This window comes from Enterobacter asburiae (assembly GCF_007035645.1).
GTDB lineage: Bacteria > Pseudomonadota > Gammaproteobacteria > Enterobacterales > Enterobacteriaceae > Enterobacter > Enterobacter asburiae_B.
This window is the reverse complement of sequence record NZ_AP019632.1, coordinates 4,506,343-4,529,327: the sequence shown is the minus strand read 5'-3', so window position 1 is coordinate 4,529,327 and position 22,985 is coordinate 4,506,343. Positions and strand designations below refer to the sequence as shown.

Annotated in this window: 20 protein-coding genes; 7 read left to right on the top strand and 13 right to left on the bottom strand. The window is 57.1% G+C overall.

Annotation, left to right across the window (positions count from 1 at the left end; all coding sequences use genetic code 11):
• Positions 1-94: 94 nt before the first annotated feature.
• Positions 95-691, bottom strand: a complete 597-nt coding sequence (locus FOY96_RS21685) for a DUF1454 family protein (protein WP_023309692.1) — start codon at positions 689-691, stop codon at positions 95-97.
• A gap of 112 nt (positions 692-803) precedes the next feature.
• On the opposite strand from FOY96_RS21685, the gene FOY96_RS21680 reads away from it, so the two are divergent.
• Positions 804-1,223: a DUF805 domain-containing protein gene (locus tag FOY96_RS21680; RefSeq protein ID WP_023293600.1), complete on the top strand. Its 420-nt coding sequence runs from the start codon at positions 804-806 to the stop codon at positions 1,221-1,223.
• On the opposite strand, the gene fpr is transcribed toward FOY96_RS21680, so the two are convergent.
• From fpr to FOY96_RS21660, 4 genes are all read right to left on the bottom strand, one after another.
• On the bottom strand, positions 1,224-1,970 hold the full coding sequence (gene fpr, locus FOY96_RS21675; RefSeq protein ID WP_029739198.1) for a ferredoxin--NADP(+) reductase: 747 nt from the start codon (positions 1,968-1,970) through the stop codon (positions 1,224-1,226).
• Between the two features lie 96 nt (positions 1,971-2,066).
• A complete protein-coding gene (gene glpX, locus FOY96_RS21670; RefSeq protein ID WP_032662725.1) occupies positions 2,067-3,077 on the bottom strand; it encodes a class II fructose-bisphosphatase in 1,011 nt (336 codons plus the stop codon).
• A 173-nt stretch (positions 3,078-3,250) separates the two neighbouring features.
• Complete coding sequence (gene glpK / locus FOY96_RS21665) at positions 3,251-4,759, bottom strand: glycerol kinase GlpK (protein ID WP_023309688.1); 1,509 nt, start codon at positions 4,757-4,759, stop codon at positions 3,251-3,253.
• A gap of 21 nt (positions 4,760-4,780) precedes the next feature.
• Positions 4,781-5,626 (bottom strand): MIP/aquaporin family protein, encoded by an 846-nt coding sequence (locus tag FOY96_RS21660; protein WP_143347711.1) that lies wholly within the window; start codon positions 5,624-5,626, stop codon positions 4,781-4,783.
• A gap of 399 nt (positions 5,627-6,025) precedes the next feature.
• Here FOY96_RS21660 and zapB point away from each other — a divergent pair, with 399 nt between their 5' ends.
• Positions 6,026-6,265 (top strand): septal ring assembly protein ZapB, encoded by a 240-nt coding sequence (zapB, locus tag FOY96_RS21655; RefSeq protein WP_010436935.1) that lies wholly within the window; start codon positions 6,026-6,028, stop codon positions 6,263-6,265.
• A gap of 590 nt (positions 6,266-6,855) precedes the next feature.
• Here zapB and rraA read toward each other — a convergent pair.
• The 7 genes from rraA to priA all read right to left on the bottom strand — a co-directional run bounded on the left by rraA (position 6,856) and on the right by priA (position 14,824).
• A complete protein-coding gene (gene rraA, locus FOY96_RS21650; RefSeq protein WP_023309687.1) occupies positions 6,856-7,341 on the bottom strand; it encodes a ribonuclease E activity regulator RraA in 486 nt (161 codons plus the stop codon).
• A gap of 92 nt (positions 7,342-7,433) precedes the next feature.
• The gene (menA, locus tag FOY96_RS21645; RefSeq protein ID WP_023309686.1) at positions 7,434-8,354 is read right to left on the bottom strand and encodes a 1,4-dihydroxy-2-naphthoate polyprenyltransferase; all 921 of its coding nucleotides are present in this window, start codon (positions 8,352-8,354) and stop codon (positions 7,434-7,436) included.
• A 68-nt stretch (positions 8,355-8,422) separates the two neighbouring features.
• Positions 8,423-9,757 (bottom strand): ATP-dependent protease ATPase subunit HslU, encoded by a 1,335-nt coding sequence (gene hslU, locus FOY96_RS21640; RefSeq protein ID WP_023309685.1) that lies wholly within the window; start codon positions 9,755-9,757, stop codon positions 8,423-8,425.
• Positions 9,758-9,766: 9 nt separating this feature from the next.
• Positions 9,767-10,297: an ATP-dependent protease subunit HslV gene (gene hslV / locus FOY96_RS21635; protein ID WP_008501802.1), complete on the bottom strand. Its 531-nt coding sequence runs from the start codon at positions 10,295-10,297 to the stop codon at positions 9,767-9,769.
• A gap of 94 nt (positions 10,298-10,391) precedes the next feature.
• Complete coding sequence (ftsN, locus tag FOY96_RS21630; RefSeq protein ID WP_058841957.1) at positions 10,392-11,390, bottom strand: cell division protein FtsN; 999 nt, start codon at positions 11,388-11,390, stop codon at positions 10,392-10,394.
• Positions 11,391-11,483: 93 nt separating this feature from the next.
• Entirely contained in the window at positions 11,484-12,509 is a 1,026-nt protein-coding gene (gene cytR / locus FOY96_RS21625; protein ID WP_023309683.1) for a DNA-binding transcriptional regulator CytR, read from the bottom strand.
• A gap of 119 nt (positions 12,510-12,628) precedes the next feature.
• Positions 12,629-14,824 carry a primosomal protein N' gene (gene priA / locus FOY96_RS21620; RefSeq protein ID WP_029739193.1) on the bottom strand — a complete coding sequence of 732 codons (2,196 nt, stop codon included), beginning with the start codon at positions 14,822-14,824 and terminating at the stop codon, positions 12,629-12,631.
• A gap of 200 nt (positions 14,825-15,024) precedes the next feature.
• On the opposite strand from priA, the gene rpmE reads away from it, so the two are divergent.
• Positions 15,025-15,237 (top strand): 50S ribosomal protein L31, encoded by a 213-nt coding sequence (gene rpmE / locus FOY96_RS21615; RefSeq protein ID WP_003862040.1) that lies wholly within the window; start codon positions 15,025-15,027, stop codon positions 15,235-15,237.
• Positions 15,238-15,285: 48 nt separating this feature from the next.
• On the opposite strand, the gene metJ is transcribed toward rpmE, so the two are convergent.
• Positions 15,286-15,603, bottom strand: coding sequence for a met regulon transcriptional regulator MetJ (gene metJ / locus FOY96_RS21610; protein ID WP_015966498.1), 318 nt, complete (start codon positions 15,601-15,603; stop codon positions 15,286-15,288).
• A gap of 276 nt (positions 15,604-15,879) precedes the next feature.
• Here metJ and metB point away from each other — a divergent pair, with 276 nt between their 5' ends.
• The 4 genes from metB to katG all read left to right on the top strand — a co-directional run bounded on the left by metB (position 15,880) and on the right by katG (position 22,917).
• Positions 15,880-17,040, top strand: a complete 1,161-nt coding sequence (gene metB, locus FOY96_RS21600; RefSeq protein WP_033146933.1) for a cystathionine gamma-synthase — start codon at positions 15,880-15,882, stop codon at positions 17,038-17,040.
• 2 nt (positions 17,041-17,042) lie between these two features.
• Positions 17,043-19,475, top strand: a complete 2,433-nt coding sequence (locus FOY96_RS21595; RefSeq protein WP_143347710.1) for a bifunctional aspartate kinase/homoserine dehydrogenase II — start codon at positions 17,043-17,045, stop codon at positions 19,473-19,475.
• 226 nt (positions 19,476-19,701) lie between these two features.
• The gene (gene metF, locus FOY96_RS21590; protein WP_064673068.1) at positions 19,702-20,589 is read left to right on the top strand and encodes a methylenetetrahydrofolate reductase; all 888 of its coding nucleotides are present in this window, start codon (positions 19,702-19,704) and stop codon (positions 20,587-20,589) included.
• Between the two features lie 147 nt (positions 20,590-20,736).
• Positions 20,737-22,917 (top strand): catalase/peroxidase HPI, encoded by a 2,181-nt coding sequence (katG, locus tag FOY96_RS21585; protein ID WP_039264223.1) that lies wholly within the window; start codon positions 20,737-20,739, stop codon positions 22,915-22,917.
• The last annotated feature ends 68 nt before the right edge of the window (positions 22,918-22,985 follow it).

The following is a 22,985-nucleotide window of genomic DNA, read 5'->3' as shown; positions in this document are numbered from 1 at the left end:
AATAAGCGAATTAAGGAATATGGCCACCCTGTCGGGCAGCATGGTCTGTGAATCAGTATAGAGATTTTCCCTCGAAAGGCTTTGCTTTTTGTCATTAATTCGCCCCGCCGAGGGTGTCAGATAGTGCCAGCTTAATCGGTTCAACAGCGAAGGTCAGTCCTTTTTCGCCGTTGTCCGCCACAACATAGCGGATCGCGCCTTCGGTATCAGCGTAGTAACGCTTGTTTTTCCCGGCGGTAAGGAGTTTTTGCAGCTTTTGCTGACTTTGCTTTTTCGTCAGCGCAGGGGTAAAGGCCTGCAGTACCGCGCTCATGTACTCCAGCGCTTTCGCCTTAGCGGCTTTCTGCTCTGGCCCCTGTATCGGCAGCCAGGTGATTTGCATGCTTTTGATTTTTAACGTACCGCGCTCCAGCGCCGTGGAAGCATACAAATTCTCGTTAATCTTGCTTGCCGCACGGGTCAATGTGGGGGTATCGCGTGAGCCATCAATGGCGCGAAACTCATCCAGCGGCAGCGTGGGGTTGGTCTGATTAAAGGTTTCACGAAACTGGCTGATGGACTGATCGAAGGACGGTGCGCCCGCCAGCAGATAGGGTGCTGTGGTCGGGGCTGTGGTTTCGGCGGCGTGCAGGGGATAACCCGCGCTGAGCAGCGCTAAACACAGGAAAAGAGAACGTGCCGAACTTTTCATCAACATTGCCCCTGGCCGTAAGTGCTCATGATTAAAACGATATCTGGTCGGCTTGTCAAAAGGTCACAACTCCAGGGTAAAATGCGCGCTATACGATAATAAGGAACCTTACATGACCATACAGCAGTGGCTGTTTTCATTCAAAGGGCGTATTGGACGCCGTGATTTCTGGATCTGGATGGTGACGTGGGTTGTCGCCATGCTGCTTCTGTTTTTCGTGGCTTACAACGCCTGGCTGAGCACGCAAACGGCGGCCTTCGCGCTGGTCTGCCTGCTATGGCCAACGGCGGCGGTTGTCGTAAAACGGCTGCACGATCGCGGGCGTTCCGGCGCGTGGGCATTTCTGATTATTCTGGCGTGGATGCTGGTGGCGGGAAACTGGGCGATGCTGCCGTCCATCCTGCCGTGGGTTGTGGGCAGGCTGCTGCCGTCGGTCATCTTCGTGATGATGATTGTCGATCTGGGCGCGTTTATTGGCACCCAGAGCGAAAATAAATACGGTAAAGACACCGTCGAGGTGAAATACCGCTGATCACCAGTAGTGTTCGGCGGTCATATGGCCCGGTCGGCGGCGAAGATGTTTCGTCATCTGCCGGGTATCCTTCAGAAGCTGCTGCGTGTCCCGCACCATCTGGGGGTTGCCGCACAGCATGACGTGGCTGGTTTCAGCGTTCAGCGGCAAACCCACCGCGTCTTCCAGGGCTCCACTCTCAATTAACGCCGGCACGCGGCCGGTAAGCGCTCCTGCTACGGTTTCGCGGCTGACAACCGTCTGAATCTTTAGCTTTCCGCCGTACTGCTGCTCCAGCGCCTGCATTTGCGGCAAATAGCTCAGGTCTGCAGCGTAGCGCGCAGCGTGAACCAGCACGATGTTTTTAAAGCGCTCCAGATCTTTGCCGTACTGCAAAATAGAGAGATAAGGGCCGATGGCCGTACCGGTTGCCAGCATCCAGAGCGTGTCGCAGTCAGGGATCTCTTCGAGCACAAAGAAGCCTGCCGCTTCACTCACAATTTGCACCTCGTCGCCGGGCTTAAGGGCGGCAAGGCGCGGGCTGAGCTTACCGTCAGGAACGGTGACCAGATAGAACTCGAGGTCCGGGTTATCAGGCGCGTTAACGTAAGAGTAGGCGCGCTGCACGCGCTCGCCGTCGACGTCCAGCCCCAGCTTCGCAAATTGCCCGGCTTTAAACGGGTGAACGGGAGCATGTACGGTGAGACTAAATAGCGCATCGGTCCAGAACTGTACCTTTGTGACTTTACCTGTTACCCAGTCCGCCATGATCTTCTCCTGTGCTGTTTCTCTGTTCTATCTTCCGTACTTGTGGTGACAATTTCCAGCCCGTCAGGGCCGGAAAGCTCTATCGATCAAACGGTTTTACAGAATGTGCGTCTGCACGTCCGGGTCTTTGCGGTCGAGATAGTGGATAGACTGGATGCGGCGAATGGTGCGTGATTTACCGCGGATCAGCAGGGTTTCAGTGGTGGCCATATTGCCCTTGCGGGTGATGCCGTCCAGCAGATCGCCTTTGGTGATGCCGGTCGCCGAGAAGACAACGTTATCGCTACGCGCCATCTCGTCCAGAGCCAGCACTTTATTGGCCTCGATGCCCATCGCTTCGCAGCGCGCCAGCTCGTTTTCCCCGATACGGCGGTTCTCTTCGCTGTCGCCTTTCACCTCATGGCGGGGCAGCAGACGGGCCTGCATATCGCCATCCAGCGCGCGGATCACTGCCGCGGAGACCACACCTTCCGGCGCGCCACCGATGCCGTACAGCACGTCGACTTCGCTGTCCGGCATGCAGGTCAGGATCGAGGCGGCAACGTCACCGTCAGGAATAGCAAACACGCGCACGCCGAGCTTTTGCATTTGCGCGATAGTGGCGTCGTGGCGCGGTTTCGCCAGAATCGTCACGGTAAGTTCGCTAAGGGGTTTGCCCAGGGCTTTGGCGATGTTGTGCAGGTTCTCTTCCAGCGGCAGGCTAAGGTCGATTGCGCCTTTTGCGCCAGGACCGACAATCAGCTTTTCCATGTACATGTCCGGCGCGTTGAGGAAGCAACCCTTATCGCCCACGGCCAGCACCGCTAACGCATTGGCCTGACCCATCGCCGTCATGCGGGTGCCTTCGATCGGGTCAACCGCGATATCCACGGCATCGCCTTTGCCGGTACCGACTTTTTCACCGATGTAGAGCATCGGCGCTTCGTCGATCTCGCCTTCGCCGATCACGATGGTGCCGTCAATGTTGACCTGGTTAAGTACAATACGCATGGCATGGACGGCTGCGCCGTCTGCGGTATTTTTATCGCCACGACCCAGCCATTTATAGCCTGCGAGGGCGGCCGCTTCGGTGACGCGGGAAAACTCGATAGCAAGTTCACGTTTCATGAGGTACTCGTGCAATCAAAAGGAATTGCACGAAGTTTATCACAGAGTGGGGAGGGGTGAGGGGGCCGGTGCGGTTGGAGCCCCTCACCCCGGCCCTCTCCCCAAAGGGGAGAGGGTGTTTTAAGTCCCCTCTCCCCTTTGGGGAGAGGGTTAGGGTGAGGGGTGAGTCTGTCTTACTCTTCGTGCTCTTCCCACGCCAGGGCGCGTTTCACCGCTTTTTTCCAGCCGCTGTAGCGGAAGTTACGCTCGGTGGTTTCGATGCCCGGGCGGAACTCGCGTTCGATAACCGCTTTTTCCTGCAGCTCGTCCAGGTTCTGCCAGAAGCCTACCGCCAGACCGGCAAGGTATGCCGCGCCCAGCGCCGTGACTTCACGCACTTCAGGGCGTTCAACGCGGGTGCCCAGAATGTCGGACTGGAACTGCATCAGGAAGTTATTCGCTACCGCACCGCCGTCCACGCGCAGGGCGTGCAGACGAATGCCGGAGTCAGCCTGCATCGCTTCCAGCACGTCGCGCGTCTGGTAGGCGATGGATTCGAGAGTAGCGCGAATAATGTGGTTAGAGTTCACACCGCGCGTCAGGCCGAAAATTGCGCCGCGTGCATACGGGTCCCAGTACGGTGCGCCCAGACCGGTGAACGCAGGCACCACGTACACGCCGTTGGTGTCTTTCACTTTGGTCGCGAAGTACTCGGAGTCGAACGCATCGCTGATCAGCTTCATCTCGTCGCGCAGCCACTGAATGGATGCACCCGCCATGAACACCGCACCTTCCAGCGCATAGTTCACTTCGCCGCGCGGGCCGCAGGCGATGGTGGTCAACAGGCCGTTTTCTGATTTCACCGCTTTCTCGCCGGTGTTCATCAGCATAAAGCAGCCGGTGCCGTAGGTATTCTTCGCCATCCCTTCCTTGACGCACAGCTGGCCGAACAGCGCCGCCTGCTGGTCACCGGCAATACCGGCGATAGGAATACGGGTGCCGCCTTTACCGCCGATGTTAGTCTGGCCGTATACTTCTGAAGACTTACGCACTTCAGGCAGCATCGCGCGCGGAATGTCCAGCGCGTCCAGCATCTTGTCATCCCACTCAAGGGTGTTGATGTTGAACAGCATGGTACGCGAGGCGTTGGTGTAGTCGGTCACGTGAACGCGTCCCTGGGTCATCTTCCAGATAAGCCAGGTATCGACGGTACCGAACAGCAGCTCGCCGCGTTTAGCACGCTCGCGTGAACCTTCTACGTGGTCGAGGATCCATTTCACTTTGGTGCCGGAGAAATACGGGTCAACCACCAAACCGGTGGCGCTGCGCACGTACTCTTCCATACCGTCGCGCTTCAGCTGTTCGCAGATCTCGGATGTACGGCGGCACTGCCAGACGATAGCGTTGTAAATGGGCTTACCGGTTTCACGTTCCCAGACAATCGTCGTTTCACGCTGGTTGGTAATACCAATCGCGGCAATCTCGTCGGAACTGATATCGGCTTTCGCCAGCACTTCGACCAGCGTGGAGCTTTGTGACGCCCAAATCTCCATTGGGTCATGTTCTACCCAGCCTGGACGAGGATAAATTTGCTCAAATTCGCGCTGTGACACGCTGACGATGTTCGCGTCATGATCCATTACGACAGCGCGGGAGCTGGTAGTGCCCTGGTCGAGCGCAACGATATATTTTTTTTCGGTCATGGTATGTGTCCCGTAGTCAGATTACAGCGAAGCTTTTTGTTGTGCGGTAGAAGTCGTTTCCTTCTCCTCTTCCACACAGGTGTCGCACGGTAAGTGGCGACCAATTAATTTGCGGTAGCTAAACGCACCCAGCGCAGCCCCGACAACCGGCGCAAACATCGGTACCAGGAAGTAAGGAATATCTTTGCCACCGGTGAAGGCGACGTCGCCCCAGCCAGCGATAAAGGCGAAGGCTTTTGGTCCGATATCACGTGCCGGGTTCATCGCGAATCCGGTCAGCGGGCCCATGGATGCGCCAATTACCGCAATCAGCAAACCAATCAGCAGGGGTGCCAGCGGGCCGCGCGGAATGCCGTTTCCGTCGTCGGTCAGCGCCAGGATAACGCCCATCAGAATAGCGGTAATCACCATTTCAACTGCGAACGCCTGCACAAAATTAATATGCGGGTTTGGATAGGTTGAGAAGATACCTGCCAGATCCAGACTTTCAACACTGCCGCGTACCATATGATGCGTCTGTTCGAAGTCGATGAAAAGATTGTAATAAAGCCCGTAAACTAACGCCGCTGCGCAAAACGCGCCGGCAAACTGAGAAAGAATGAAAGGTACAACTTTGCGTCCGTCAAAGCACGCGAACAGCCACAGCGCGATTGTCACCGCCGGGTTAAGATGTGCACCAGAAACCCCTGCAGTCAGGTAGATGGCCATCGCCACGCCCAGACCCCAGATGATACTGATTTCCCACTGACCAAAACTGGCACCCGCCACTTTCAGTGCAGCGACACAGCCCACTCCGAAGAATATCAACAACCCGGTACCAAGGAACTCGGCAATGCACTGGCCTTTTAAGGTTGATGTCTGACTCATAATCGGAATCCTGAAGAAATTGATGTTTATTGTTAGCATGGCCGCCCGTGACAGCCACGATGCCCTGTAGACATAGTGTTAATTTATCGTTAACGAGCAAAAACGAGAAATATCGAAATCAAAATGTGTGGTCTGTGTCAATAAAATGAGCGTTTTCGCGCCATAAAGCACATTTTTGCATCAGTACAGGAATGTGAGCTGAATCATTTCATTAACGAATCAGTTAACAATTTAGGGGTATATGATGCGAACACACCAGGACCAGACCTAAAAGTGTTGCAAACCGCGATCTGCGCGGCGTGTCGCTGGACACAGAGCGCCGCGCTCCATACAATCGACGGTATATGTCGTGCGCGTTTATGTTAAAGCGTCGCCTTGCAATTCAGGAGAGGTAGCATCATGTCTTTAGAAGTGTTTGAGAAACTGGAATCGAAAGTACAGCAGGCGATTGACACCATCACCCTGCTGCAGATGGAAATTGAAGAGCTGAAAGAAAAGAACAACAGCCTGGCGCAGGAAGTTCAGAACGCTCAGCACGGCCGCGAAGAACTGGAGCGCGAAAACAACCAGCTGCGCGAACAGCAGAACGGCTGGCAGGATCGCCTGCAGGCGCTGCTGGGACGTATGGAAGAGGTCTAATTTCTCTCGGGAAATACAGATGAAATAAGCCGGGTAAGGCGTCGCCGCCACCCGGCTTTTTTATGGTTTGATGTCAGTCGGCGATCACCATAAAAAAGGCCGCCAAAGGCGGCCTTAACGCTACTTGTCCTGCGCTGTCATAGCAAAAGCAACGAACACATTGGGTTCATCACTCTTTACAACGAGTACGCTGGCGACAATGAACGCGATACATAAATAGCGTTTCATTATGCGGTCCCTGCAGCTAACCGCTCCACCGTTCACCACCGGTGATAAGCCGGTGGACACAAGCCCTGGTATTAGCCTGCTTTACGGTAGTGAATACACCTTTCCCTGGACCGATGCCCATTTGCGAGATGGCGGAAAGGGACGCTTCATCATAATGAGCATCAACCGTGGAGTTAAGGTATTCATAGACAATTAGGATTTTATAAAGGTTCTGAGGGGTTGCCCAAGGTTTGGACGAGAGTATGATGAAACTCCCTGGTGTTAGTCTGCAAAACTTCCCAACGGACCGCGAATCCTGAGGGGACAAAAAAACCGCCACATTGCTGTTGGCGGTTTTTTTATGGTTCTCGCTGACTCTTTTACTACTCGATATCCAGCGGATCTTCGGAAAGGATTATGCCGGTATTATCGGCGTAGAGATGGTCCCCGGAGAAGAAGGTCACGCCGCCGAAATTGACGCGCACGTCGCTTTCGCCGATGCCGTCACCCGCCGCCCCTACCGGTATGGCCGCGATGGCCTGAATCCCGATATCCAGGTCTTCCAGATCGTCCACCTGACGCACGGAACCGTACACCACAAGGCCTTCCCACTCATTCTGAACGGCAATGCCGGCCAGTTCAGCATCAATTAATGCACGGCGCACGGAACCGCCGCCGTCGACCACAAGAACGCGGCCGCGGCCATTCTGTTCGAGCAGATCGTACAGCAACCCGTTGTCCTCGAAACATTTCACCGTGACGATTTGACCGCCAAACGACGACCTCCCACCAAAGTTGGAGAACAGCGGTTCAACGACGTTGACATCTTCCTGGTAGATGTCACAAAGCTCGGAGGTATCGTATTTCATAGGTTTAACGCTCAGTTGCTGCGAATGTGTTCAGTATATCGTGCGAAATGCGTTGTTGGCAAAATCATCAATTGTTAATTGATATTTGTCAGCTAACGCAGCGTCTGGCTTAAAACAATCCCGATGACGAACAACAGGTTAGTCAGCAACGCGCCTTTTACCGTGCGCTCCAGCATTGGCGGCATGGCGGACGGGCTGAGTTCACGCATCACAAAGCGGGCCTGCTTAATCAGCAGCGGCGCGGCAAGCACAAACAGCCAGCCCCACAAGCTCTGCAAGGAAATCAGGTTAAACAGCGCCAGGCAAACCAGCGCGCCAATGAGCAAACAGGCGTGATAGCGGCGCGCATTGACCGGCCCCAGACGAACCGCCAGGGTGTTTTTGCCGTTCTCGCGATCGCTGTCGATGTCGCGCAGGTTGTTGATGTTGAGCACCGCCGTAGCCAGCAGACCGCAGGCGGTCGCGGGCAGGAACAGGGCAGGGATCACCGTATGCGCCTGCAGGTACCAGCTTCCCATCACGCTCAGCCAGCCGAAGAACACCAGTACGGAGATATCCCCGAGCCCAATATAACCGTAAGGACGCGTGCCGACGGTGTAGGTGATGGCCGCGATAATGGCCAGTAAACCCAGCACCAGGAAGCCAATGAAATCGCTGGTGGTCTTAGACGCCACCGTCACCAGCGCAAGGCCGGATACGCAGATCAGCGCTACGGTGATAATCAGCGCGCGTTTCATCTGCGCCTGGGTAATCACCCCTTTCTGCATTCCGCGCAGTGGCCCTATGCGGTCCGGCTTGTCGCTGCCCTTTACCGCGTCGCCGTAGTCGTTGGCGAGATTGGAGAGAATTTGCAGCAGGCCAGCGGTAATCAGTGCCAGCGCGGCGACCAGCGGATCAAAATAACCCTGCCACCAGGCAAGGGCGGTGCCGACGATAATCGCGGCAAAGGCCAGAGGAAGCGTTTTAGGGCGCAGACTTTCGAGCCACGCCTGAGTACGGCTGATGTCAGTCATAAGTATTTAGCCAATAAAAATGGGGGCATTAGCCCCCATTAAACGTGATGAGAATCCAGTAACCGCGATTATAGGATAAAACGGCTCAGATCTTCATCTGCCACTAACGCATCCAGATGTTTACTCACATATTCTGCGTCAATGGTAACGGTTTGACCGTTAAGGTCGCTCGCGTCGTAAGAGATATCTTCCACCAGGCGTTCCAGCACGGTATGCAGGCGACGCGCACCGATGTTCTCGGTGGTTTCGTTGACCTGCCATGCGGCCTGAGCAATACGCTTGATACCGTCTTCAGTGAACTCGAGGTTCACGCCTTCGGTCGCCATCAGCGCTTTGTACTGTACGGTAGCAGAGGCGTTCGGCTCGGTCAGGATACGTTCGAAATCTTCGGTGGTCAGCGCCTGCAGCTCTACGCGGATAGGCAGACGCCCCTGCAGTTCGGGGATCAAATCCGACGGGCTGGCAACCTGGAACGCCCCTGAAGCGATAAACAGGATGTGGTCCGTTTTCACCATGCCGTGCTTGGTGGAGACGGTGCAGCCTTCAACCAGCGGCAGCAGGTCGCGCTGAACGCCTTCGCGGGATACGTCCGGACCGGAGCTGTTGCCGCCGCGCTTACAAATTTTGTCGATTTCGTCGATAAACACGATACCGTGCTGCTCAACCGCGTCGATAGCGTCCTGCTTCAGCTCTTCCGGGTTTACCAGCTTCGCCGCTTCTTCTTCAATCAGCAGCTTCATCGCGTCTTTGATTTTCAGCTTACGCGCTTTCTGCTTCTGGCCGCCCAGGTTCTGGAACATGGACTGCAGCTGGCTGGTCATCTCTTCCATGCCCGGAGGCGCCATGATTTCCACACCCATTGGCGCGGCAGCGAGATCGATCTCAATCTCTTTGTCGTCCAGCTGGCCTTCACGCAGTTTTTTGCGGAATGCCTGGCGCGCCGCGGATGGTTCCGCCTGCTGCTCTGCCTGGCCCCAGTTATTTTTTGCCGGTGGAATCAGCACGTCGAGAATGCGCTCTTCGGCCATCTCTTCCGCGCGATAGCGGTTTTTCTCGATCGCCTGGACGCGCACCATCTTGATCGCCGAGTCGGTCAGATCGCGGATGATGGAGTCCACTTCTTTACCCACATAGCCCACTTCGGTGAACTTGGTGGCTTCAACTTTGATGAACGGCGCGTTAGCCAGCTTCGCCAGACGACGGGCGATTTCGGTTTTACCGACGCCGGTCGGGCCGATCATCAGAATGTTTTTCGGCGTCACTTCGTGGCGCAGCTCTTCATCAAGCTGCATACGACGCCAGCGGTTACGCAGGGCGATAGCCACCGAACGCTTGGCGTTATCCTGGCCGATAATGTGTTTGTTCAGTTCGCTGACAATTTCGCGTGGGGTCATTTCAGACATGGGAGATCCTTACGCTTTGGAGGTCAATTCTTCGATGGTGTGGTTGTGGTTGGTATAAATGCAGATATCACCTGCAATATCCAACGCCTTCACCGCGATATCACGCGCGTTCATGTCGGTATTTTCCAACAGCGCGCGGGCTGCAGCCTGGGCATAAGGGCCGCCAGAGCCGATGGCAATCAGGTCATTTTCCGGCTGAATGACGTCACCGTTACCGGTGATGATCAGCGAGGCGGTTTCATCGGCCACGGCCAGCAGCGCTTCGAGCTTGCGCAGCATGCGGTCGGTACGCCAGTCTTTCGCCAGCTCAACGGCAGCTTTCACCAGATGACCCTGGTGCATTTCCAGTTTGCGTTCAAACAGTTCAAACAGCGTGAAGGCGTCCGCCGTGCCGCCAGCAAAACCGGCGATCACTTTGTCGTTGTAGAGGCGGCGCACTTTCTTCACGTTGCCTTTCATGACGGTATTACCCAGCGTGGCCTGGCCATCACCGGCGATTACCACATGGCCGTTACGGCGTACACTTACTATTGTTGTCACGAGCAGACCCCCTGGTTACAGAATCGGGAAACAGAAGCCCCGAGCCTGTGCTCAGGGCTGAATTAAATGATAGATGGGGGGGATTTTGGGGGTTTCAACCCCCGGAAGCGAGTCGAATGCAGTTTGTGTGGCCGGCGATTTTCAACCGCGAAATGGTGCCATCGGCATTTTCTTTGCCTTTGACCGGACCAATCACCACGCGATTCCAGCCGTTATTGGTGGTAATACGCGAATCAAATCCTTCAAAGGCCAGCTGAGCGCGCACCGTTTCCGCCTGCTCTGCGCCTTTGAACGAACCGCACTGTACCATCCAGCGGCGCTCGTCTTTTTTCTCAGCCGTCTGCTTCGGCGCTTCGGTCTCTTTGGTCACCGGCGCGGCCTGCTGCGTTTTCGGCTGCTGCGCGGTGGTATGCGCTGGCGTCTGGAGCAGATCCTGATACGGCTGAGCCGCCTGTTTCTGTGGCTGCGTTTTCGGCTGCTGCTGGACTGGCTGAGACTGCGCCGTACGCGTCGGCTGCTGGTATGGCTGTTCCGTTACCCGCGGCTGTGCTTTCGGCTGCTGCACCGGCTGGGTTTGCGCCCACTGCTGCTGTTGTTGCTGCTGCTGGATCTGCTGTTGCGCCTGACGTCGCTGCAGCGTTTGCTGGCGCTGTGCTGGCGTCTGCTCATTCCACGGTACTTCGTTCAGCTGCGTAGGCTGCTGGCGCATATCGGCCTGCATTTGGGCCAGCAGCTGACGCTGTTCATCCGTCAGCTGATTCGCATTCTGCACTTCGCCACCCGCAGAAGGTTCGGTTGGCGCACGCACCCCGGGCTGACGGCTTTCCAGCTCTTTGATATACCGCCAGCGCTCTTCAGGCTTCGGAGGAAGGCCATTTCCGGCAACCTTACTGGCCTGAAGCGCCTCAGACTCTTCTTTTTTATGGTGCGTGATAAAGTACAGGCCACCAATAAAGGCGACGACTACAGCCGCAGCAATAGCGACCATTGCTGGCGAGACAGCAGGCAGGTTACGTTGCTTTTTCCTTGAGCTACTCTTTTTGCGTCGCGAAGGTGCCGGCTGGCCGCGACGTACATAATCTCGTTGTGCCACTATCGTTTCGCTGTATTTATTCGTTCGTCAGTCCGCCATGTTACTTAAGCGGCGGGGCTTTGACCAGATAAGGGTATCCGAAAGACGTTTACTTTAAGTCAATGCCTGGGTAGTGCCGCGGACAATCAGTTCACAGTCCAGCAACCGCGAGCCGCTGCTAACTGTTTGACCGTGAAGCTGATCCAGCAGAAGAAGCATCGCTTCGCGGCCGATTTGGTAGCGCGGCTGAGCGACCGTTGAGAGCGGCGGATCGCAAAATTCTGAAAGCGAAATATTGTCGAATCCGATGATCGATAAATCTTTTGGTATCCGCAGGCCGCGGCGTTTGGCGTACGACAATGCGCCCAGCGCCATCACGTCGCTGTGACAAAATACGGCGGTTGGCGGTTCAGGCAGGTCCAGAAGTTTCTCAAGCGCTTGTCCACCCGCGGCGAAGGTAAAGTCACCGCGCGCAATGTAGTGCGGATCGACGGTGACGCCGGTACGGCGCAGCGCCTGAACGTAGCCCTGTAAGCGATAGTGACACAGCGGCATCTCTTCAGGCCCGGCAATACAGCCAATGCGCTTGTGCCCCAGCTCCTGGAGATAGTTTACGGCGTTGAACGCGGCGGTGAGGTTATCAATGTGGACCGTCGGCAGCTCCAGCTCAGGCGCAAACTCGTTGGCCATCACCATCGGCGGTAAATTACGCTGCTCTTCAATGCTGGCATCAAACGGCAGGCGGGAACCAAGCAGCAGCATGCCGTCGATCTGCTTGGTGATAATGAGATCGATGAAGGTTTTTTCCTGCTGGTTCTGGTGAGCGCAGTCGCCAATCAGCACCAGGTAACCCTGTTCCGCTGCCGTAACTTCAATACCGCGGATAATCTCGCTGAAGAAGGGGTCGCAGATATCCGGCACAATCACCAGAATGGTGCGCGACTCATTGCGTTTGACGTTACGCCCCATCGCCTGTGGGAAATAGCCCACTTCAAGCGCAGCCTGCTCTACCCGGTTACGGGTCGCCTGGGAGACTTTATCCGGGTTCATTAATGCGCGGGATACCGTTGCCGTAGAGACTTGTGCTTTCTGGGCAACGTCTTTCATGGTCGCCGGTGCAACCTCTTTCCTGGACTTCAACGTCTTCTCCTCGCCTGAACACCGAACTTCTGACATCACCATTTTTACAGATAGTTAATGGAATCGGTTACAGAATTTTCATAAAAAGTGTGAGGAGCGTTAAATTTTTCGATCCGTCTTCAGCCTTCGATGGGATCGACGTCCAGTACCCACTTCACTTTTCGCGCTTCCGGCAGCGTGTTGATGAGCGCCAGCGTGCCGCTGACGATATGCTGCAGGCGAACACGTGAGGGGTGCTGAAGTAAGATTTGCCAGCGGAAACGTCCGCCGCGCTTTGGCGCGAGCGCCGGCACCGGGCCCAGGATCCACAGCTGATTATCCACCAGCGGGCTGGCCTGCAGGAGGTTTCTTAGCTGCTGCAGGAAAAGCGGCGCCTGCTGGTTGTTGTGATCTTCCGCGCGGATGATGACGTGGCTGGTCCACGGCGGCAGCTGCATGGTCTGGCGTTCGGCCAGCGCCTGCTCGGCAAAGGCGTCATAGCCTTTATGCAGCAGGGTTTGCAGCAGCGGATGCTCAGGGTGGTGCGTTTGCAGCACCACTTCGCCCTGTTTACCGGCGCGACCGGCACGCCCTGCCACCTGGGTATAAAGCTGGGCGAAGCGCTCGGCTGAGCGGAAATCTGCCGAAAACAGCGCGCCGTCTACGTCCAGCAGGGCAACCAGCGTGACGTCCGGGAAGTGGTGGCCTTTCGCCAGCATCTGCGTACCAATCAGGATGCGCGCGCCACCGCGATGCACTTCCGCCAGCTGTTGTTCCAGCGCGCCCTTGCGGCTGGTGGTGTCCCGGTCGATACGCGAAATAGGCACGTCCGGGAAGAAGGGGCCAAGCGCCTGTTCCAGCTGTTCCGTCCCCAGACCGACCGGCACGATATGCGTGGAACCACACGACGGGCACTGGCGCGGCACCGGGCGCTGGCTGTCGCAGTGGTGGCAGCGCAAATGCCGCTGGGCCTGATGGAAGGTGTAGTAGTGGTCGCAGCGCGGACACTCGGCAATCCAGCCGCAGTCGTGGCACAGCAGGGCGGGGGCAAATCCGCGGCGGTTCAGAAACAGAATGACCTGGTTCCCCGCCTGCAGGTGCTGGCGCATGCGGGTAATCAATGCAGGCGCAAGCCCGGCCTGAACCTGCTGACCTTTGAGATCCAGCACGTGCTGAATGGCCGGACGGGCATTCCCCGCCCGACGCGTCAGGCGCAGCATGTGGTATTTACGCTGGCGCACGTTGTGAAGCGTTTCGAGCGCCGGCGTGGCGGAGCCGAGAATAATGGGAATTTGCTCGCTGTGCGCGCGATAGACCGCCAGATCGCGGGCGTGATAGCGCCAGCCTTCCTGCTGTTTATAGGAGCTGTCGTGCTCTTCGTCGATCACGATAACGCCAAGATTTTTAAAGGGCGTAAACAGCGACGAGCGGGTGCCGATCACAATCGCCGCTTCGCCGTTTTTGGCTTTCAGCCAGGCGCTGAGGCGTTCGCTGTCGTTCAGGCCGGAGTGCAGCACCTCAACCGGCGCGTTAAAGCGCTCGCGGAATCGGGCGATGGTTTGCGGCGTCAGGCCAATTTCCGGCACCATCACCAGCGCCTGTTTGCCCTGCGCGAGCACGTTTTCCAGCACGCTCAGGTAGACTTCGGTCTTGCCGGAACCGGTGACCCCCGCCAGCAGCCAGGCAGAAAAATGATCGGAGGCGCTATGAATAGCGCCCACGGCGGTGGCCTGCTCGGTATTCAGACGCAGGCGATCCCCTGAAACGGAGAAACTCTCCCGCCAGTCGTAAAGAGCGGGAGCTTCGCTGGCCAGTTCGCTCAGCCCTTTCTTTCTTAAGGCCTGTAGCGCCGTTTCGCTGACCTCAAGCTCGTCGACCTGATGTCGCCAGATTTTTCCCTGACGCAGCGCCGCCAGCGCCTGCTGCTGTTTCTGCGATCGCTTCAGGCTGTTGATGTCCACCGCCTGGCCCTGCTCGGTGGCAAACCAGTACCACATCGGCGCGTGGCTGGCGCTTTTGCCCTGGCGCAGCATGATGGGCAGGGCGTGGAACAGGACGTCGCCAATCGGGTGATGATAATAATCCGCCGCCCACAGCAGCAGTCGCCAGGTGCTGGTGGAGTAAACCGGCTCGCTGTCCAGCACCTCAACGACCGACTTCAGCTCGTTAAGCGGTAATTCGCTTTTATCGCTGACGGAGACGACGATCCCCACGCGCTGCTGTTTGCCAAACGGCACGGTCACGCGGCAGCCCGCTTTGGCGCTCATGCTGTCGGGCAGCAGGTAGTCAAAGGTGCGGGGAAGCGGAACGGGCAGGGCAACGTGAGCGACGGGCATCGAATCTTCCTGACTTGAAAAGTGGCGCGTTAGTATACACATTAGTAAAAGCGGCGTGCGGATCAGTTTGCATACGTTGGTCAAATTCTGTATGATTCGCCGCCTTTGGTGTACTTTACGCCAAAGAACTTACAATCAACATCGCGTGGTGTCTGGCGTTAGGGCTGGAAGAGCGACGCGGCCTTAACTGAGGTTCTCCCATGAAAAAAGATATTCACCCGAAATACGAAATGATTACTGCAAACTGTTCTTGCGGTAACTCTATCCAGATCCGCTCTACCGTGGGTCACGATCTGAACCTGGACGTGTGCGGCAAATGCCACCCGTTCTACACTGGTAAGCAGCGTGACGTTGCAACCGGTGGCCGTGTTGACCGCTTCAACAAGCGTTTCAGCATCCCGGGCGCTAAATAAGTTTCCCGAAAAAAAGGCACCGCAAGGTGCCTTTTTTGTATCCGCTTCTCAGTATTCCCACGTCTCCGGGTCAATACCCAGTTCACGCATGATCACCTTCGCCTCTTCCGGGATTTCATCACTGCGCTCTTTGCGCAGATCTTCATCGTTCGGCAACGGTTGACCGGTAAACGCATGCAGAAACGCTTCGCACAGCAGTTCGCTGTTGGTCGCGTGGCGCAGGTTGTTCACCTGACGACGCGTACGTTCATCGGTGAGGATCTTCAACACCTTCAGAGGAATGGAAACCGTAATTTTCTTTACTTGCTCACTCTTCTTACCGTGCTCAGCGTATGGGCTGATATATTCGCCGCTCCATTCAGCCATGAGATACCTTTAATCCTCTCAGTCATTTATTTAAAGGTGCAAAACCTGTAACCACCCGTTTTGAACCGCAATCTTGTCTAGTTTACCGTAGAGACGATACCGTGGCACGGATATTGCCGCTGCAGCGTGCACTAAAGCATATAATTTTAACGGCTATTTGCGCATTGCTCAATCTATACGCAAAGAAGTTTAGATGTCCAGATGTATTGACGTCCATACTTTCAGTGTTTACTCTGGTGCCTGACTTTTCACCTCATTCGCCAGGAAGCCCTCACCATGACGCGTAAACAGGCCACTATTGCAGTGCGTAGCGGATTAAATGATGACGAGCAGTACGGCTGCGTTGTCCCGCCGATTCATCTTTCCAGTACCTATAATTTCACCGGATTTAATGAACCCCGCGCGCATGATTATTCGCGTCGTGGCAACCCTACGCGTGACGTGACCCAGCGCGCGCTGGCCGAGCTGGAAGGTGGCGCAGGTGCAGTATTAACCAATACGGGGATGTCCGCCATTCACCTGGTGACCACGGTGTTCCTGAAACCCGGCGATCTGCTGGTTGCGCCGCACGACTGCTACGGCGGCAGCTATCGCCTGTTTGACAGCCTGGCGAAACGCGGATGCTATCGCGTCCTGTTTGTCGATCAAAACGACGAACAGGCGCTGAAACAGGCCCTGGCAGAGAAACCGAAGCTGGTTCTGGTGGAAAGTCCAAGCAATCCATTGTTGCGCGTTGTCGATATTGCGAAAATTTGTCAGCTCGCAAGGGATGCGGGAGCGATAAGTGTAGTGGATAATACGTTCCTCAGTCCGGCCCTTCAGAACCCACTCGCACTGGGTGCCGATCTGGTATTGCATTCATGCACTAAATATCTGAACGGTCATTCTGATGTGGTGGCGGGCGTGGTGATTGCTAAAGATCCCGACGTTGTCACCGAACTGGCATGGTGGGCCAATAATATTGGCGTCACCGCGGGGGCCTTCGACAGCTATCTGCTGTTGCGCGGCATCCGCACGCTGTCGCCGCGCATGGACGTGGCGCAGCGCAATGCCCAGGCGATTGTCGATTTCCTGAAAACCCAGCCGCTGGTGAAAAAGCTTTATCACCCGTCGCTGCCGGAAAATCAGGGGCACGAGATTGCCGCGCGTCAGCAGAAAGGGTTTGGCGCGATGTTAAGTTTTGAACTGGACGGTGACGAGCAAACGCTGCGTCGCTTCCTGAGCGGGCTGTCATTGTTTACGCTGGCGGAATCCTTAGGTGGGGTTGAAAGCTTGATCTCCCACGCCGCGACCATGACGCACGCAGGTATGGCACCGGAAGCTCGTGCCGCCGCCGGAATTTCTGAGACGCTGCTGCGTATCTCAACCGGCATTGAAGATTCTGAAGATTTAATTGCCGATCTGGAAAATGCCTTCCGGATCGCAGCCAAGGGGTAATCATGAGTGTGATAGCGCAGGCAGGGGCGAAGGGTCGTCAACTGCACAAGTTTGGTGGTAGTAGTCTTGCTGATGTGAAATGTTACCTGCGCGTTGCAGGGATCATGACGGAATATTCACAGCCGGGTGACATGATGGTTGTCTCGGCGGCGGGCAGCACCACCAACCAGTTGATTAGCTGGCTGAAACTGAGCCAGACCGATCGCCTTTCTGCGCATCAGGTGCAACAGTCCTTACGCCGTTACCAGAGCGAGCTGATTGCCGGCTTGCTGCCTGCGGACGTTGCGGACGGGCTGATCAGCGCCTTTACGCATGACCTTGAGCGTCTGGCTGCCCTGCTGGACAGCGGAATTACCGACGCGGTGTATGCCGAAGTGGTGGGCCACGGTGAAGTGTGGTCCGCGCGCCTGATGGCCGCCGTGCTGCAACACCTGGGCGTGGAAGCGGCCTGGCTCGACGCGCGTGATTTCCTGCGCGCCGAACGCGCCGCGCAGCCGCAGGTGGATGAAGGGTTGTCCTACCCACTGCTGCAACAGCTGCTGGTGCAGCACCCGGGCAAACGTATTGTCGTCACCGGCTTTATCAGCCGCAGCAACGCGGGCGAAACCGTGCTGCTGGGCCGTAACGGTTCGGACTACTCGGCAACGCAGATTGGTGCCCTGGCGGGCGTGTCCCGCGTCACCATCTGGAGCGACGTGGCCGGTGTGTACAGCGCGGACCCGCGTAAAGTAAAAGATGCCTGCCTGCTGCCGCTGCTGCGTCTCGACGAAGCCAGCGAGCTGGCGCGTCTGGCCGCGCCGGTACTGCACGCGCGCACGCTGCAGCCGGTTTCCGGCAGCGATATCGACCTCCAGCTGCGCTGCAGTTACACCCCGGATCAAGGCTCTACGCGTATTGAACGCGTGCTGGCGTCCGGTACCGGGGCGCGTATTGTCACCAGCCACGACGACATCTGCCTGATTGAGTTCCAGGTGCCTGCGGGCCAGGACTTCAAGCTGGCGCATAAAGATATCGACACGATCCTCAAACGCGCCCAGGTGCGTCCGCTGGCCGTTGGCGTGCATAACGATCGCCAGCTGTTACAGTTCTGCTATACCGCGGAAGTGGCGGACAGCGCGCTGAAAATTCTGGATGAAGCGGGCCTGCCGGGCGAGCTTCGCCTGCGTCAGGGGCTGGCGCTGGTGGCGATGGTGGGCGCGGGCGTCACCCGTAACCCGCTGCATTGCCACCGCTTCTGGCAGCAGCTGAAAGGCCAGCCGGTGGAGTTCACCTGGCAGTCGGAAGAGGGCATCAGCCTGGTCGCCGTCCTGCGCAAAGGGCCAACCGAGAGCCTGATTCAGGGTCTGCACACCTCCCTGTTCCGCGCGGAAAAGCGCATCGGCCTGGTGCTGTTCGGGAAAGGCAACATCGGTTCCCGCTGGCTGGAACTGTTTGCCCGCGAACAGGTGACGCTCTCGGCGCGTACCGGATTCGAATTCATTCTCGCGGGCGTTGTGGACAGCCGCCGCAGCCTCCTGAACTACGAAGGGCTGGACGCCAGCCGCGCGCTTGCGTTCTTTAATGATGAAGCGGTAGAGCAGGATGAAGAGCCGCTGTTCCTCTGGATGCGCGCGCACCCGTATGACGATCTGGTGGTGCTGGACGTTACCGCCAGCGAACAGCTTGCGGATCAGTATCTGGATTTCGCCAGCCACGGTTTCCACGTTATCAGTGCGAACAAGCTGGCGGGGGCGAGCAGCACCGATAAATACCGCCAGATCCACGACGCGTTTGAAAAAACGGGGCGCCACTGGCTCTATAACGCCACCGTTGGGGCTGGCCTGCCGGTTAACCACACCGTGCGTGACCTGATTGAAAGCGGCGACAGCATTCTGGCGCTGAGCGGTATTTTCTCCGGCACGCTCTCCTGGCTTTTCCTGCAGTTTGACGGCACCGTACCGTTCACCGACCTGGTGGATCAGGCGTGGCAGCAGGGCTTAACCGAGCCCGATCCGCGCGTTGACCTTTCCGGCAAAGACGTGATGCGTAAGCTGGTGATCCTGGCGCGTGAAGCCGGTTATGACATCGAACCGGATTCCGTACGCGTCGAATCGCTGGTGCCTGCCGGCTGTGAAGAAGGTTCTGTGGATCATTTCTTTGAAAATGGTGAAGAGCTTAACGAGCAGATGGTACAGCGTCTGGAAGCGGCGAACGAGATGGGGCTGGTACTGCGCTATGTGGCGCGTTTCGAGGCCAACGGAAAAGCGCGAGTCGGCGTCGAGGCGGTGCGTCCTGAACATCCGCTGGCGGCGCTGCTGCCGTGCGATAACGTCTTCGCCATCGAAAGCCGCTGGTACCGCGATAACCCGCTGGTGATCCGCGGCCCTGGCGCGGGACGCGATGTCACCGCTGGAGCCATTCAGTCCGACATCAACCGTCTGGCTAAGCTGCTGTAAAGCCTGAATTTCCCTCTCCCTGTGGGAGAGGGTTAGGGTGAGGGCATCAGACCGCACTCACCCTCATGCTGAATTTCCCTCATATTCCCTGAGCAAACCTCACCGTTATTGTTGATTATTTATGTTGACGTCCCTCCGCTTTTCCGTCATTTTTACATCTGGACGTCTAAACGTATAGAAGTTCACAACACAACAAATAACGACATGCGATTGATAGAGGTAAGGTATGAGCTTTTTTCACGCCAACCAGCGGGAAGCACTGAATCAGAGCCTGGCCGAAGTAAACGGCCAGATTAACGTCTCTTTTGAATTTTTCCCGCCGCGCACCAGTGAAATGGAGCAAACTCTGTGGAGCTCTATCGATCGTCTCAGCAGCCTGAAGCCGAAGTTCGTCTCCGTGACTTACGGTGCTAACTCCGGCGAGCGTGACCGTACGCACAGCATCATTAAAGGCATCAAAGATCGTACCGGTCTGGAAGCGGCGCCGCACCTCACCTGTATCGACGCGACCCGCGACGAGCTGCGGGCCATCGCCCAGGATTACTGGAATAACGGCATTCGTCATATCGTCGCTCTGCGCGGTGACCTGCCGCCGGGCAGCGGTAAGCCGGACATGTATGCCGCCGATCTGGTCGCGCTGCTGAAAGAGGTGGCTGACTTTGATATCTCCGTTGCCGCTTATCCTGAGGTGCATCCGGAAGCGAAAAGCGCCCAGGCCGATCTGCTGAACCTCAAGCGTAAAGTGGACGCCGGCGCGAACCGCGCCATTACCCAGTTCTTCTTTGATGTGGAAAGCTACCTGCGTTTCCGTGACCGCTGCGTCTCCGCGGGCATCGACGTTGAAATTATCCCGGGTATTCTGCCGGTCTCTAACTTCAAACAGGCGAAGAAGTTCGCCGATATGACCAATGTCCGCATTCCGCTGTGGATGTCCAAAATGTACGAAGGGCTGGACGATGACCCGGAAACCCGCAAGCTAGTGGGGGCCAATATCGCGATGGACATGGTGAAAATTTTAAGCCGTGAAGGGGTGAAAGATTTCCACTTCTATACGCTGAACCGCGCGGAGATGAGCTACGCCATTTGCCATACGCTGGGTGTTCGTCCGGCGTAATAAGCACAAAGCCCTCGTATTATGAGGGCTTTTTAGTTACGCGAATAGTTAAAAGGTATTAGCTATCGAATCTGTGGATTAATTCAACTATAACTTATTGCTAGTGGTGTATATCGTAACGGTAACACTGTAAAAGGGAGCATAGCGATGAGCACGTCAGACGAGACCAATAAAGCGGCATCGGTCGGCAAATGCCCGTTCCACCAGGGCGGCGTCGATCACAGCGCGGGAGCAGGTACAGGCAGCCGCGACTGGTGGCCAAAACAACTCCGCATCGATCTTCTTAACCAACATTCCAATCGTTCTAACCCGCTGGGTGAAGACTTCGACTACCGCAAAGAATTCAGCAAACTTGATTACTCCGCCCTTAAAGGCGACCTCAAAGCCCTTTTAACCGACTCTCAACCGTGGTGGCCTGCCGACTGGGGCAGCTATGCGGGCCTGTTTATCCGTATGGCCTGGCACGGCGCGGGGACCTATCGCTCCGTTGACGGGCGCGGTGGCGCAGGCCGCGGTCAACAGCGCTTTGCGCCGCTGAACTCCTGGCCGGATAACGTGAGCCTGGATAAGGCGCGCCGTCTGCTGTGGCCCATCAAGCAAAAATACGGCCAAAAAATTTCCTGGGCCGACCTGTTTATCCTCGCGGGTAACGTGGCGCTGGAGAACTCCGGCTTCCGTACGTTTGGTTTCGGTGCCGGGCGTGAAGACGTCTGGGAACCAGACCTGGACGTGAACTGGGGTGATGAAAAAGCCTGGCTGACCCACCGTGACCCGGAGGCGCTGGCGAAGCGACCGCTGGCCGCCACCGAAATGGGCCTGATTTATGTGAACCCGGAAGGGCCAAACGCCAGCGGTGAACCTCTGTCTGCTGCGGCGGCCATTCGCGCCACCTTCGGCAACATGGGGATGAACGACGAAGAGACCGTTGCGCTGATCGCGGGCGGCCACACCCTTGGCAAAACCCACGGCGCGGGTGAAGCCACGCACGTCGGCACCGACCCGGAAGCCTCGCCGATTGAAGCGCAGGGCCTGGGCTGGGCCAGCACGCACGGCACGGGAATTGGCGCAGATGCCATTACCTCCGGTCTGGAAGTCATCTGGTCGCAAACCCCGACCCAGTGGAGCAACTACTTCTTCGAGAACCTGTTCAAATACGAATGGGTGCAGACCCGCAGCCCGGCGGGTGCGATTCAGTTTGAAGCCGTGGATGCGCCGGAAATCATGCCCGATCCGTTCGACCCGTCGAAAAAACGCAAACCTACCATGCTGGTCACCGACCTGACGCTGCGTTTTGACCCGGAATTCGAGAAAATTTCCCGCCGCTTCCTGAACGATCCGCAGGCCTTCAACGAAGCCTTCGCGCGCGCGTGGTACAAGCTGACCCACCGCGATATGGGGCCAAAATCGCGTTACCTTGGCCCGGAAGTGCCGAAAGAAGATCTGATCTGGCAGGACCCGCTGCCGCAGGCGGTCTTCAATCCGTCGAAAGAAGACATTGAAAGCCTGAAGGCGGAAATCGCTGCCTCTGGCCTCTCCGTGAGCGAACTGGTTTCCGTTGCCTGGGCGTCAGCGTCGACCTTCCGCGGCGGCGACAAGCGCGGCGGCGCCAACGGCGCGCGTCTGGCGCTGGCCCCTCAGCGCGACTGGGATGTGAACGCCGCAGCGGTTCGCGCGTTGCCAGCTCTGGAAGCTATCCAGCGCACCACCAACAAAGCTTCACTGGCCGATATCATCGTGCTGGCGGGCGTCGTGGGCGTTGAGCAGGCGGCGAAAGCGGCAGGCGTTTACGTCAACGTTCCGTTTACGCCAGGGCGCGTGGATGCGCGTCAGGATCAGACGGATATCGAGATGTTTAACCTGCTCGAACCCATTGCCGACGGCTTCCGCAACTACCGTGCGCAGGTGGATGTGTCCACCACTGAGTCACTGCTGATCGACAAAGCCCAGCAGCTGACGCTGACCGCGCCTGAACTGACGGTGCTGATCGGTGGCCTGCGCGTGCTGGGTGCAAACTTTGATGGCAGCAAGAATGGCGTGTTTACCGACCGCGAGGGCGTGCTGAGCAACGATTTCTTCGTGAATCTGCTGGACATGAACACCCAGTGGAAGGCAACCGACGAATCTAATGAACTGTTTGCCGGAAGCGATCGCGCCAGCGGTGAAGTGAAATACACCGCCACCCGCGCCGATCTGGTCTTCGGTTCTAACGCCGTCCTGCGCGCGCTGGCAGAGGTTTATGCCAGCAGCGATGCCAGCGAGAAGTTCGTCCGCGACTTCGTTGCCGCATGGGCGAAGGTGATGGATCTGGACCGGTTTGACCTGCAGTAACCGTTGTGCCGGGTGGCGTTAACGCTTACCCGGCCTACGGGCAAAAAAATCCCCGCTAATGCGGGGAT

Bases quoted from the DNA above. Each gene is read 5' to 3' on its own strand.
- FOY96_RS21685 (WP_023309692.1), bottom strand. From the start codon at position 691: ATGAAAAGTTCGGCACGTTCTCTTTTCCTGTGTTTAGCGCTGCTCAGC.
- FOY96_RS21680 (WP_023293600.1), top strand. From the start codon at position 804: ATGACCATACAGCAGTGGCTGTTTTCATTCAAAGGGCGTATTGGACGC.
- fpr (WP_029739198.1), bottom strand. From the start codon at position 1,970: ATGGCGGACTGGGTAACAGGTAAAGTCACAAAGGTACAGTTCTGGACC.
- glpX (WP_032662725.1), bottom strand. From the start codon at position 3,077: ATGAAACGTGAACTTGCTATCGAGTTTTCCCGCGTCACCGAAGCGGCC.
- glpK (WP_023309688.1), bottom strand. From the start codon at position 4,759: ATGACCGAAAAAAAATATATCGTTGCGCTCGACCAGGGCACTACCAGC.
- FOY96_RS21660 (WP_143347711.1), bottom strand. From the start codon at position 5,626: ATGAGTCAGACATCAACCTTAAAAGGCCAGTGCATTGCCGAGTTCCTT.
- zapB (WP_010436935.1), top strand. From the start codon at position 6,026: ATGTCTTTAGAAGTGTTTGAGAAACTGGAATCGAAAGTACAGCAGGCG.
- rraA (WP_023309687.1), bottom strand. From the start codon at position 7,341: ATGAAATACGATACCTCCGAGCTTTGTGACATCTACCAGGAAGATGTC.
- menA (WP_023309686.1), bottom strand. From the start codon at position 8,354: ATGACTGACATCAGCCGTACTCAGGCGTGGCTCGAAAGTCTGCGCCCT.
- hslU (WP_023309685.1), bottom strand. From the start codon at position 9,757: ATGTCTGAAATGACCCCACGCGAAATTGTCAGCGAACTGAACAAACAC.
- priA (WP_029739193.1), bottom strand. From the start codon at position 14,824: ATGCCCGTCGCTCACGTTGCCCTGCCCGTTCCGCTTCCCCGCACCTTT.
- rpmE (WP_003862040.1), top strand. From the start codon at position 15,025: ATGAAAAAAGATATTCACCCGAAATACGAAATGATTACTGCAAACTGT.
- metJ (WP_015966498.1), bottom strand. From the start codon at position 15,603: ATGGCTGAATGGAGCGGCGAATATATCAGCCCATACGCTGAGCACGGT.
- metB (WP_033146933.1), top strand. From the start codon at position 15,880: ATGACGCGTAAACAGGCCACTATTGCAGTGCGTAGCGGATTAAATGAT.
- FOY96_RS21595 (WP_143347710.1), top strand. From the start codon at position 17,043: ATGAGTGTGATAGCGCAGGCAGGGGCGAAGGGTCGTCAACTGCACAAG.
- metF (WP_064673068.1), top strand. From the start codon at position 19,702: ATGAGCTTTTTTCACGCCAACCAGCGGGAAGCACTGAATCAGAGCCTG.
- katG (WP_039264223.1), top strand. From the start codon at position 20,737: ATGAGCACGTCAGACGAGACCAATAAAGCGGCATCGGTCGGCAAATGC.